The following is a 12,757-nucleotide window of genomic DNA, read 5'->3' as shown; positions in this document are numbered from 1 at the left end:
TTCACATTATTATTAATCAATTTTGACTTAGACTCGGCTTAATAGTTTTTCTTAGTTCCAATTAAATATAGCGATTAAACTGAAGTATAGGGAAATAACTGCTAGAGAATAATTTATTAAACCAATCTCAGGTTATCTAAAAAATGACATAAAAAAACGAGCTAAATTAGCTCGTTTTTAATTAGGTTTAATATAAAACCGGTTTAGAACTTAGCACGAACACCCACAGTATAACGACGATCTGCTTCACTGTATTTCCAGTTACTACCTAACTCAGAAACCTGGCGAATTGGCTCACCAGTTAAATTCACGGCATTAGCTACAAGAGTGATGTTGTCATTCAAGTCATAACTTGCTGAGAAATCAACTTGACCTCGAGCATCACGGTAGTTATTGCCTAGCGTAACATCTGTTATAGTACTATCAGCAAGAGCTGCTAATGCACCTACAGGACGAACACGTTTCTCATCTTGAGTATCTAAGTACTTGTCACGCCAGTTATAAGCTAAACGAATTTGAATACCTTCGTGTTCCCAGTAAACTTGTGTGTTAAAGGTATTATTAGAAATATCTAATAATGGATTACCATCTGGTTGCTTACTGTATGCGTATGTGTAGTTTACATTAACGCCTAATCCAGCCCAAGCACCTGGTAAGAAATCAAGCTGTTGTTGGTATGCTAACTCTAAACCTTTAATAGAGCCACTTCCGCCATTAACATCGGTATTAATAACAATACCTGTTAAACCTGCATCTCTTTGCCCTTCAACAAAAGCCAAATCTTGGTTAGCACCTGCAGTTACAAGGTTATCTTGACTCACGCCTGCAACATCTAAAAGACATACATCTATAAATTCATTTACGTTCTGACCTGTAATTGTTTCTGGGTCAGCAACACAAGAACTGCTACTCTGAGTGAAAGATTGAACATCTTTGTAGAATAAAGCTGCAGATACAAGTCCACCTTCACCAAAGTAATGCTCTATACCTAAATCGTATTGAGTTACACGGTAAGGGTCTAGTTGATAAGAGCCTTGTGTACCAGTTACAAGTGAGTTATCAATATTTAGTGCTGGACTTAATTCACCAAATTCAGCACGTCGCATTACTTTTGCAGCAGCAAAACGTAAAACAGTATCATCATTTAACGTATACGTAGCATTAATACTTGGTAAGAAATCTGAATAATCATGATCCTGTGACTCATCAAAAGTAGCAGACGTTAAATCTGTAGTCACATAACGAGCACCAACAACAGCAGTAAGCTCATCAAAGTCTAAATGAAACTGAGTATAGATAGCTCTAGTTTCTTCTTCAATATGCGCATATGCACCTGTGTTACGCACCATGTTGTCGTCAAGCGAACCAGTTAATTCATGGCTAGTGCCAGCAAGCATTTGCTTAACTCTGTCGTAAGTACCGTTAATATCGTATGCTAATAATGCACCATCATATACATAGTAATTAGTTAATGCGTTATTTCCAGCAATACCGCTTTGATCGAAAGAGTTATCATGATTAATGGTTTTAAATCCACCATACGAATCATTAAAGTCATCAATCCATACTGGAGTTACAACACCATCAACTGTAACACTTGTTTGTAAGTTCTTAAGTTCGTCGCCGTTATTTCTAAGGTCATGACGATCAATTTCATAATCACGACTTGTAGTACGCACACCAGCTTTAATTGAGCTAATAAACTCTAAGTTTGCAAATGGTTCTGTATATTCTATATCTAAACGAATTGCCGTCTCTTCATTTTCTGTAACATGTCGCTGATGACTAAATTGACGAATAGCTAAGTTATCAGGATTAAGAAGAGCATCTTCATCTGAGAAGATAATACCTGGAACTTGATCTCCGCTTTCTGTCATTGTAAGGGTGAAAAGATGTTCAGTTATCGTGCCATCAGCTTCATATTGGTCACGAGAAATAGGACGTAAATTGAATTCTGAATTTCTTCTTTCAGACTCAGACTTTGTATATGCAATTTCACCCGATATTTTCAATTGGTCAGTTAACTGAAATTCACCACCTAGTGCGCTAGATGAAGAGTCGTTAGTAGTAAAATCAGACCACGTTTTAGGTTGTACAAAAACACTACCTGAACCAAAATTCTGAAGCTGGCCTTGTGCATCACCAAATGCATCATCAAGAACTAAATCGCTATAGTCTTTACTGTCGTTAAGAACTGAATAAGCTTCTTGACCACCATCTAGGTCAGTAGCATTAACATCTAAATAAATAAAGCCATCACCACTTTTAGGAGCCCATTGTAAAGATAAACCATAAGCTGTTCTTTCACGCTGTTCTGTTTTTTGCTCTACTGTATTTTGACTTCTTACTAAAAAGTTACCTGCAGGATTGTTTGCTCGATCACTTTCACCGTTTCCATCTAAGTCAAGTTCGGTAGGCGTAACTAAGTTGATAAACTCATCTCGACGTAATTCACGATCTTGGTAAGCTAAAACAAATGATGCACCAAAGGTACCTGCATCATCTAAATCCCAGTTACGACCTGCTGAAATATTAAATTTAGGCGCCCAGTTTTCAGTTTTATCTGCGTATTCACCATCTAATGTGAAAGCGACTAGTGGCTCATCTAATTCTAATGGACGAACTGTAGTCATGTTGATCGTACCACCCAAAGCACCTTCAATCATTTCAGGAGTAGGAGACTTAATAACTTCAACTGTTTTTAGGAAGCTAGATGGAAAATCATCAAGGCTAATACCGTCGCGACCAGCACCAGAAGTTGAACGACCATTTAGTTCCACACGGTTTTGTGAAATACCGCGAATGGTAACCCCATTACCTACACCAAAATCTGTGCTAATTGAAACACCTGTAATACGTTGCAACGCTTCTGCAATGTTATTATCAGGTAATTTACCAATATCTTCTGCGACAATTGCATCTACAATACGGCTATCAGTACGTTTAAGTATTGAAGCAGCCTTCATACTACCTAATATGCCAGTTACCTGGATAACTTCAATTTCATCATTATTTTTTGTTTGTGAAGCTTCTTCAGCTGCATATGCCGGCATAGCTAACATTGCAACGAGAGCAGAACTATATAGTGCAGATTTGTTTCGATTAGCTGAGCGATTCTTTTGCAACGCAGAGCTAATTTTATTTAATTTTATTGTCATATTAATTCCCCTAAACCGATTTATGAAAATAGTAAATTAAAACTGGTGATCTTTTATTTTTTATTATCACCAGTTCAATAATCCACCTCAACTTAACCAAGATTATGATGCTTGTCAATTCATTTGGCTTTACCAATTAACAAATAACTTACAAATATTTGAAGTTAAATTTAATAGAAAAATTCTAATAAAATTATGTTTTAACGAATTTATAGCAGTTTATTAAGCAAAAAAATTATGAGCAAACTGTTTGATATTTGACCTAACTAAAAATCAAAAAATCACCTAACATCATGAAAATAAAGATGAAGAAAATTCATCTATAACGATAAACAACGAATACTTTTTTGCATATTTATAAAACGAAATTATTATTCTTATAAAACAAAAATGGTCTTCAAAACCAAGTATTCTTAGAATAAATAGTTTCTAAATTATTTTTTATTCTATAAAGCTTTCTACCTTTTTAAAGAGAACGTCATAGTTATCCATTAATAATTTATTACTTTTTATCTTCTCTCATTTCATTTTTTTACTTGAAAGTATTATTTAAGGTCTCCATTATGAACTTATAACTAAATAAATTACTAAAATTGATGAAAAATACGCTTCAACTTTTATTACTATTACCTTGCATACTTTTATTTTCTTTAGAAAGTAAAAGTACTATTGCAGATGATGGTTTATGGGATGTTGAGCAATCAATAGAAGAAACACTTAGTGATTTAGATAGCCATGATATAGATGGGAGTGTTTATAAATATGAATTAACCCTCCTACCTCCCTTACCTCAAGAAAAATCCATTTCTAATAATACTTCTAAACTAAAAGCAGAAGTATCCTATAGCTTTATTCGTGCACCACCATTATTTGATATCTAGATATTTATATTAGATAGAAGATTATATTCACAATATTTAGTCTCAAGCTAGGTACTCTAATACCTGAAGTCTTGTTACTAGTGAATTTAACTCTGTTACACCTTAAGAACATCAAATAAAAGCACAGAGGCTATTATGAAAAAGTTAAAACTAGTTAGCATAGATAATATCGATTACATTGTTAAACCAGATGATTTCGAACAAGTCACCTTAAATTCTCCTGCAACCTCGATATTCACAGACTTTAAACGTTTTAATCCATCTAGAATTACAGAGAATACTAAAGCAATTGACGCGTTAGATTTAATGTTAAAAACACATGTTCACCTGAATCTTGTTATATCTGAAAACGATGATTTTGTTGGCGTGATTACTCATTCAGAGGTGTCTGAGCAAGCCATTATGCATGAAATAACTTTAGGTAATAAAAGAGAAGAGATTTTGGTTAGTGATCTAATGTTACCAAAAGAAAAAATTATGACTTTTGATATTTCACAGCTTAAGAGAGCAACAGTTGAAGACGTGGTAAACACATTAAAACAAAACGGACTGCATCATTGCTTAGTAATGGATACATTTAATCATCACATTAGAGGCATTATATCTTCTAAAGAAATTGAACGAAAATTACATATCCCTATTGAGATACCTAAAAATGTTGTTTTCGCAAAAAGATTTAATGAAATGAATGTCATTAACGCATAGCTGAAAGCTAAGGTAATGATTATATAGCGATGTAAGTTAGTTTATTAATAAAGGAGTAGACAAATACTTTTAACATTAAAAAAAGGTCTTCTGATAAACTCAGAAGACCTTTTTTGATCATAACTATTATATTAACTAACACTAACTGAATAAGCTCAATGTTAACGAATAAACAGATTAATTTAAGCGATATAAGTCATTATCAATAAAGGCTTGAAAAACGTCTTGATCAACGATTGCACCTTTATGTTGAATAACCAAAGCGGCTGATGCAGAAGCTAATTTTATAGCGTCATTACTATTAGTACCCGCTGTACGAGCGCCAACAAACACACCATTAAACGAATCGCCTGCTGATGTTGTATCAACTACGTTCTCAACTGGAGTTATCGCAATATCAGTACGTTTGTTATCTTTAATATAGACAACACCTTGCTCACCATTTTTGATAACTAACTCATCAAATGTATAGGCTTCGCTAAATGTAATAACTTCTTCAGCTGTATTTAACTGATATAGCTGTTTAAAGTCATCTACACCAGGTAAAGCGATATTACTTAATGTGAATGCTTGATGATATTCCTGTTTAGCTTCGTCAGGAGAACTCCACATTCTTGCACGATAGTTTGGATCAAAAATTATCGTTACACCTGCAGATTTTAGTTTTTCAACCATCTTCCAGAACTTAGGACGATCTTCTGGTGTAATAACAGCTAATGAAATACCTGAAAAGAAGAAAACATCACCTTGTGACATTTTCTCTATTTCAGCTGAATCAATAGATTTCATTACTTGTCTAGCAGCAGAGTTTTCACGCCAGTAAGTAAATGTTCTTTCACCTTCACTATCTGTTTTAATTGAATATAAACCAGCTATTTTATCATTAGAACGATAAACAAAATCTGTTTCTATATTCTGTTGCTGAAAGTATTCAACCATATTAGAACTAAATTCGTCAGTACCTACAGCCGTAACTATGTTTACCTTCATATCAGCAAAAACACGTTTTAAATAAACAGCAGTATTAAATACATCACCAGCAAAAGATTGTTTTAATGTTTGTGGTAATTGCGCATTAGGTGAAACATTTAATAGTTCCACCATGCTCTCACCAAATAAAAAAATATTTTTCATTCAGCTTATTTCCTTTCTAGAGGTTTTAAAGGTTCAATTTTTGGAATTAGTATCCATACTGCAGCCATTGCGATAATAGCTAAAGAAGCACCAATTACAAATGCAGGAGTATAATTACCATCTGCAGTAAGAATAGGTACTAAAGCAGTTAAGCCTAATGCACCAAGCTTAGCTGCCATACCAGCGAAACCTGAAAGTGTACCAACAGCTTTTTTACCATATAAATCACTTGGTAGTGTTTGAACGTTACCGATAGTTGTTTGGAAACCAAATAAGATTACAGCCATAATAATTACAGCAGTTGTTGGCCCACCAGGATTAGCCATAGCTAAAAGTGCAGGTAACATGATCATACAACCCAAGGTAATAGTTAACTTACGTGTTTTATCAGTGTTCCAGCCTGCTTTTAAACGGTTTTGCGCAAGAAGTCCACCAAACCAAGCACCAAACATAGCACCAACGTAAGGAACCCAACCATATATACCAATAGATTTAACATCCATGCCATATACTTCATTTAGATAAATAGGGATCCAAAATACAAATAACCACCAAATAGGATCAATCGCCGCAGAAGCGATAATTACACCCCAGCTTTGTTTACGAGAAAGCAATTCAGCTGTAGAAGGATTGTATTCATCTTCTTCTGAGTTTTCTTCTTCAGGGTTTGTACGTTGACCTGTTAAAATATACTCACGTTCTTCATCTGTGATCCAAGGGTGATCTTTAGGTGGAGCTTTAACTAAGATAATCCAAGGAATAAGCCATAAAAGACCCACTAAACCGATAACAACAAAAACCATCTGCCAGCTAAAGTAAACAGTTAAATATGCAATTAATGGAATTGCAATGATACCGCCAATTGCAGCACCTGAATTAAAGATACCTTGAGCTAAAGCTCTTTCTTTAGTTGGGAACCAATCAGCATTACTTTTTGCTGCACCAGGCCAGTTACCCGCTTCAGCAACACCTAAAATAGCACGGAAAATACTAAAACTTAGTACACCTTGTGCAAAAGCGTGAGCTGCAGTAGCAAGAGACCATACACCAATAGATAAAACGAAACCTAAACGTGTACCTACCCAGTCAAATATTTTACCAAAAATAGCTTGACCAAAAGCATAAGACAAAATGAAAACAATTGAGATGTTTGCATAAATTTGTTTACGTTCTAGAGCTGACTCGTCAGGGAAAAGATCTTCTACGATATCAGGCCACAATACGCTAAGCGCAGAACGGTCAATATAGTTAATAACAGTAGCGAGTGCGATTAACGCAATAACCCACCAACGTAGATTTTTCATTTGCATTAGATGCTTTCCTTATCAGCAGGCTTTTGTAAAAGCCCTTCTTCTACGAAATCTTCACGTGGAGGACTGAAAGTATCAATTAAAATACCGCCAGTTGGACAAGTAGCACCATGATCAGCATATGGAGGGATTAAACAGCTATCACCTGGCTTCATTACTTTAGTTACTCCATTAATGTTGAAATGGAACTCACCTTCAACAATATAAGTCACTTGAGAATGTCTGTGTGCATGGTTATATCCAATAGCACCTTTTTCAAACCAAATTTTTACGGCCATTAACTCTTCGTTATAACCAAGCATCTGACGCTTTAAACCGCCGCCTATGTCTTCGATTTCTGTTTCGTTACCGAATGAAAAAATTTCACTTTGACTCATGAGGATCTCCTACTATTTTTTATATCGAAAAATTAAATTATCAGTAAATTCAAACTTATCTTTACAAGAAAATTTATTATGTTTTTAGTTTGTTAATTCTTTATCTATCAAAAGTTAAGCTAAACTTAAGAAATACAACAGGACCATTTTACGATGTTATATTTATTTATCTTTAGTCACTCTACTTAATCTTATTTCTTTGATTATTGTACTTTATTATCACGAATTATTGCTGTGTGCTCGCCACTTGCACGTAATTCAACAACACTTGGTTGTGGTGTTTTATCAAGTGTATTGTTAGTGATATAGGTTATAGGTTCACCAACAGTATGTTCTACATTAATTTTTGCTGTGTTTTTAAAGATATTATTCTCAATAGTAGACACTTGAACACCATGTAATAAAATTGCAGATTTAGATTTATTACGCTTACCATTACCTACATTATTAATTTTATTATCTTTTAGTAATAAATGAGGCCCAAAAGTACTTTCATCTGAACCACCACGATATAAATTAACTAGCATACCTTGAACATTATTAAATTCATTATTCTTTATGTTTAGGTATTCAGCATTGTATATACCAAGATCATCAGTTTCTTTATTTAATCTAAAGATATCGCCCGTAATATTATCAAAAACGTTATTTTCTATATCGATAGATAGAGCAAATGCGCGGCTACCTGAATCAAAGAAGTGGAATGAATGGTTAATGTCTAAGTCTTTAACTATGCTATTTTTCATTGCAAAACGATAGTTCTTAAACATGCCCCATTTAGCCGTTCTAACAAAAGTGTTTCCTGAATAATCTGCACTATTAGCACCGCTAACCACAATACCATCAATACTCAAACTACCACCATTATTAATTTCAAACAGCGTAGAACGCCCAAACTCAACAGTAACCATATGACGGTTCTTTGCTTTAATTGAGATTGTTTTATCAAGTTTAATGATTTTTTCAATAGTGTAATTACCATCTTCTAATACTAAAGTATCGCCAGAGCTTGCTTGCTCAATCGCTTGGTATAAAGATTCACCACCAGCTTGAACTATTGTTGTTTTACCTGAATTAAATTCAACTTCGGGTTCAACTTTCTCATACCAAGTTGTACCTGTTTGATTTTTCTGTGTTGGCTCAAGATCTTTAGAAACTCCTGAGTTAGTCGCATTATTCACAGGGTATAACAAGCCATTGTCTGCTCTTTCTAACACAAGTGTTTGTGCTGTAATACCTGATGCAATTTTGTTATCAGTAAGTTTATTTGAAATATTGTCTTTAAATGTAATTCCACTAATATCATCAAATACTGAAAATGGAGCTTTTTCATTTTTGTTATAAAACAAATTATTTGAAACAACACTATCTTTAGGAACCGCTGAACGCTCTGCATCAGAACCTGCAGCTAAATGTACATGATCAACATTGATAATTGAGTTATTTTCAATTTTTGCATTAACGACTTGATGATAACGATTAATACTAGAATTTGGTACACCATTCATTACAGTTAAACCACTGCCGAAACGGTACCCCGTTAAACCTTCTAAGTAATTATTACGTACGGTTTGGTCTCTGTTTATTACACGTATACCACCCGTATGATCAACACCATTACCGAAAAACACATTATTCTCTATCACATTACCATTACCGTGACGAAGAGTTAACGTTCCACGAGATTCAAAAAAGGTATTATTAACAATGGTATTTTTACCTGATTTAACAGAAATAATTTCAACTTCACCATTACAACGATCAAAGTAATTATTCTCTACAAGTGTGAATGAACTAGTTAATGAGTGATGACTAGTACCAATTCTTAATGTTTCGCCACCGTTAGAACCAAATATTGGTCTTGGTCCAAAATAGTTATGATCTATTCTATGATGGTTTTCTTGACTATCTTCTGTAGTCAAGCGTACAGCAACCGTAACACCTTTGTTACGTTTACCAACTAAATGATTGTGATCAAAACGATTATCTTTACCATAAATACCTACCCAGTAATCTGCTTCAAAACGGTCTGGGTTACTGTAATTGTCTATAACAACTTCTGTCACTCTAGAATGGTAAGCAAGTTCATCTTTGTCTTCTCTAAATGAAATAACTTCGCTGCTTGGGGTAAAGCCATTTTTAAACACTAAACCAGAAACAACTAAATATTTACCTGCAATACGCAAGTTAGAGTTACCAGACAAAATCACTTTGCCTTTAGTTTCTGCAGTTAATGTAATTGGAGAGTTTTCAGTCCCCGTTCCTTTAAATAAAATTTCAAAATCTTGCCATACACCATTAGCCAGCATAATTGTGTCGCCGGGCTTAGCGTCTTTTAACGCTTCATCGTAAGCCTGAGGAGTATCAACTAGATGGGTATTGCTATCGACACTAGTAATATTAGTACACGCAAATAATGTACTCAGAACTAACAACGTAAATGTAGTAAATACGTTAGACATTTTGAAATAATGCATAAGGAACTCTTTATAATCTTTAAACGAGAAAATTCAGGTTCTCATATTATTAAATATAAGAGCCTAACTTATAGTGGTAAATATAAATTCACGACTAACTAGTACTTTCAAATTAGAATTTCGCTTTAGTACGAACAAAAAACTTACGACCTAAATAAGAATTGTTTGTGGTTATTCTTAAACCGTAAGTTCTAGTTTTACCTTTTCTAATAAGTTAAGTGTTTTTAAACTTCAATTTCGCTTTTGTTATTCTTAACTTCTATTTTAGTCTCTTCTTAAACCACATATAAATGAGTAGTCAAAGAAGTAACTAATGCAGCGCCAAACAATACACCTTGATTTTTATTGGTGTGACTTACTTTTTGCACTGAAGTAATTTAATTTACTTATTTTAATGATCCATATTTTTGACATTTGGTTAAATGACATCAAAGATCATTGAGTCTTACCATACTACCCTAAACTAACCAATTCCGACACCCTATGTCAACCATTTTGTTATACCAATTAAAGTATGCAACCCTCTAAACTATATTACCAAATAAATGAACTGGTATATTCATTACATTAACCAGCAATAAATACGAAAGTCTTACAATAGCTTACCGCTTACAATCCCTTTGCTATGGCTTTTGTAAATAGATACTATATAACTAATGTGCTAAGAAATGTTGTAATTTGAAGGAAGTAAAATGAAGAATCGTCGATTGTTTTGGCGTATTGCCGAAAGTATTGAGGCCTCGATCGATAAAGGTGAATATACGGTAGGCAGTCGCCTACCGCCTGAACGTGAGCTAGCTGATAAATTTGATGTCAGCAGACCTACAATTCGTGAAGCTATCATAGCTCTAGAAGTTAGAGAAAAGGTTCAAGTAAAGACAGGGTCAGGAGTATATGTATTACAAAGCTCAACCACATCGGATACTAATAATAACATTAGTGCTTTTGAGTTAACACAAGCTAGAGCACTCATAGAAGGTGAAGTTGCAGCCTTAGCTGCTACCTGTATTTCTGATGAGGAATTACAAAACTTACATCAAACATTAGTAATGATGGAAAATGCTAAAAAAGCCAGTAGCATTGAAGAAGCAGACAAAACTTTTCATAGTATTATTGCAGGAGCAACACGCAATGGTGCGATGATCATGTCTGTTAATAACTTATGGGCATTACGTGAATCTACAATTGAAATTATTGATGATTATAAAAATGTCTGTGGCAAGGATAGTGAGTTAACTCTAAGCGAGCACACTGCAATATATAACGCCTTAAAAGAAAAAGATGCAGCAAAAGCGCGTTTAGCTATGCATCGCCACTTTAATCGTTTAATTAATAGTTTATTTGACACTATTGAAGCTAAGTCGCTGGAAGAAGTTCGTCGTAAAAACAATGAAAAAAGAGGTTTATACTCTTTAGAAAGCCTTATTAAATAATATTTCTAGTTTATTTGAGAGCTATTAGTTCTTTTAAATCTACCTTACCAATTTATTTTACACATAAAAAAAGCCTCAAAATATGAGGCTTTTTATTATCTAACCAAACAACCTACAAGGTTGTTAGTCATTATTTGTCAAATTTAGTTTTGAAGTAATCAAAAATTACTGGAACATCGTTTTGACCTAAACCAGCATCAACTGCAGCTTGTAGGTTAGCAGATGTACCTTGAGCAATTAAAGACTCACCGCCTAAATCTGCAACCATTTGGTTGAAGTAACCAAGATCTTTGTTTGCATTAGCAACAGAAAAACCTAATTTCTCTTCACCATCTACAGCGTAGAATTTAGTAAACTGCATAAATGGAGAGTTAGATGGGCCAGCTGACATAATATCAAATAACTGTTGACCATCTACACCAGCAGCTTTTGCAACAGCAAATGCTTGTGACATAGCAGTAACCGTAGTCATACCGATAAAGTTGTTGATTAACTTAGTTGTATGACCAGCACCTAATGCACCAAGGTGAAATACATTTTCGCCTTGCTCGTCAAGAACAGGCTTAACTTTGTTAAACGTATCGATATCACCAGCAGCCATGATGTTTAATAAACCATCTTTAGCATGCGCAGGAGTACGACCTAAAGGAGCATCAATCATACCACAACCTTTAGCAGCAAGGTCAGCACCGATTTTACGAGTTGAATCTGGGATTGAAGTACCAAAATCAATTAATGTTTTGCCTTCACTCATACCTGCTAAAATACCGTCTTCGGCATAAACAACTAACTCAACAACTTTTGAAGTAGTAAGAGCAAGCATTACAATGTCACTTTTCTCAGCTAATTCTTTACCTGTAGCAACTTCTGTAGCATTACCACGAGCAAGCACTTTAGCAACAGCATCTTTGTTAAGATCCATTACGTTAACTTGAAAACCACGTGTTTGTAGGTTTTCAACCATGTTACCGCCCATAAGGCCAAGTCCAATGAAACCTATGATAGGTTTTGTCATATCTAACTCCTAAATATATTAATTTATGTTTAACTGAGTGTGAAAACAATTCACCTCATGGGTTGGTATGCTAGATACCGATTTATCATGCTCTCATTTTAATAAATATAGACTAAAAAAGAACGATTAAATTCATGCTTTGTCTTTATATAAGCAAAGACACAATTACATATAACAAATATAACCAAACAAAAAACCATTGTCAAACCAATTGCTCTGTATATACATTACCAATGTAATTGTTTTAAAAATTAAATCGATAATAAC

At 34.2% G+C, this 12,757-nt stretch carries 9 protein-coding genes; 3 read left to right on the top strand and 6 right to left on the bottom strand.

The window, feature by feature from the left end; all coding sequences use genetic code 11:
- Positions 1–203: 203 nt before the first annotated feature.
- On the bottom strand, positions 204–3,158 hold the full coding sequence (locus Q5N69_RS11300) for a TonB-dependent receptor (protein ID WP_304369026.1): 2,955 nt from the start codon (positions 3,156–3,158) through the stop codon (positions 204–206).
- Positions 3,159–3,754: 596 nt separating this feature from the next.
- Between Q5N69_RS11300 and Q5N69_RS11295 the strand changes: the two genes are divergently transcribed.
- The gene (locus tag Q5N69_RS11295; RefSeq protein WP_304369025.1) at positions 3,755–4,039 is read left to right on the top strand and encodes a hypothetical protein; all 285 of its coding nucleotides are present in this window, start codon (positions 3,755–3,757) and stop codon (positions 4,037–4,039) included.
- Between the two features lie 135 nt (positions 4,040–4,174).
- Positions 4,175–4,744 carry a CBS domain-containing protein gene (locus tag Q5N69_RS11290; protein WP_304369023.1) on the top strand — a complete coding sequence of 190 codons (570 nt, stop codon included), beginning with the start codon at positions 4,175–4,177 and terminating at the stop codon, positions 4,742–4,744.
- Positions 4,745–4,921: 177 nt separating this feature from the next.
- On the opposite strand, the gene Q5N69_RS11285 is transcribed toward Q5N69_RS11290, so the two are convergent.
- The 4 genes from Q5N69_RS11285 to Q5N69_RS11270 form a co-directional block, all read right to left on the bottom strand.
- Positions 4,922–5,878, bottom strand: coding sequence for a sugar kinase (locus tag Q5N69_RS11285; RefSeq protein ID WP_304369022.1), 957 nt, complete (start codon positions 5,876–5,878; stop codon positions 4,922–4,924).
- Positions 5,879–5,883: 5 nt separating this feature from the next.
- A complete protein-coding gene (locus Q5N69_RS11280; RefSeq protein WP_304369021.1) occupies positions 5,884–7,188 on the bottom strand; it encodes an MFS transporter in 1,305 nt (434 codons plus the stop codon).
- Positions 7,188–7,565, bottom strand: a complete 378-nt coding sequence (locus tag Q5N69_RS11275; protein WP_304369019.1) for a cupin domain-containing protein — start codon at positions 7,563–7,565, stop codon at positions 7,188–7,190. The genes Q5N69_RS11280 and Q5N69_RS11275 overlap by 1 nt, the downstream gene beginning before the upstream one ends.
- 203 nt (positions 7,566–7,768) lie before the next feature.
- Positions 7,769–10,042 (bottom strand): polysaccharide lyase 6 family protein, encoded by a 2,274-nt coding sequence (locus Q5N69_RS11270; RefSeq protein WP_304369018.1) that lies wholly within the window; start codon positions 10,040–10,042, stop codon positions 7,769–7,771.
- 692 nt (positions 10,043–10,734) lie between these two features.
- Between Q5N69_RS11270 and Q5N69_RS11265 the strand changes: the two genes are divergently transcribed.
- The gene (locus tag Q5N69_RS11265; protein WP_304369017.1) at positions 10,735–11,475 is read left to right on the top strand and encodes a FadR/GntR family transcriptional regulator; all 741 of its coding nucleotides are present in this window, start codon (positions 10,735–10,737) and stop codon (positions 11,473–11,475) included.
- A gap of 130 nt (positions 11,476–11,605) precedes the next feature.
- Here Q5N69_RS11265 and Q5N69_RS11260 read toward each other — a convergent pair whose 3' ends face one another.
- Positions 11,606–12,490, bottom strand: coding sequence for an NAD(P)-dependent oxidoreductase (locus Q5N69_RS11260; protein WP_304369016.1), 885 nt, complete (start codon positions 12,488–12,490; stop codon positions 11,606–11,608).
- Between the last annotated feature and the right edge of the window lie 267 nt (positions 12,491–12,757).

Origin of the sequence: Pseudocolwellia sp. AS88, from assembly GCF_030551755.1 — a bacterium.
Taxonomy (GTDB): Bacteria; Pseudomonadota; Gammaproteobacteria; order Enterobacterales; family Alteromonadaceae; genus Pseudocolwellia.
This window is presented reverse-complemented; position numbering and strand designations above follow the sequence as displayed.

Coding starts and splice junctions, on each gene's coding strand:
- Q5N69_RS11285 (WP_304369022.1), bottom strand. CDS start 5,878: ATGAAAAATATTTTTTTATTTGGTGAGAGCATGGTGGAACTATTAAAT.
- Q5N69_RS11270 (WP_304369018.1), bottom strand. CDS start 10,042: ATGCATTATTTCAAAATGTCTAACGTATTTACTACATTTACGTTGTTA.
- Q5N69_RS11280 (WP_304369021.1), bottom strand. CDS start 7,188: ATGCAAATGAAAAATCTACGTTGGTGGGTTATTGCGTTAATCGCACTC.
- Q5N69_RS11275 (WP_304369019.1), bottom strand. CDS start 7,565: ATGAGTCAAAGTGAAATTTTTTCATTCGGTAACGAAACAGAAATCGAA.
- Q5N69_RS11295 (WP_304369025.1), top strand. CDS start 3,755: ATGAAAAATACGCTTCAACTTTTATTACTATTACCTTGCATACTTTTA.
- Q5N69_RS11265 (WP_304369017.1), top strand. CDS start 10,735: ATGAAGAATCGTCGATTGTTTTGGCGTATTGCCGAAAGTATTGAGGCC.
- Q5N69_RS11300 (WP_304369026.1), bottom strand. CDS start 3,158: ATGACAATAAAATTAAATAAAATTAGCTCTGCGTTGCAAAAGAATCGC.
- Q5N69_RS11260 (WP_304369016.1), bottom strand. CDS start 12,490: ATGACAAAACCTATCATAGGTTTCATTGGACTTGGCCTTATGGGCGGT.
- Q5N69_RS11290 (WP_304369023.1), top strand. CDS start 4,175: ATGAAAAAGTTAAAACTAGTTAGCATAGATAATATCGATTACATTGTT.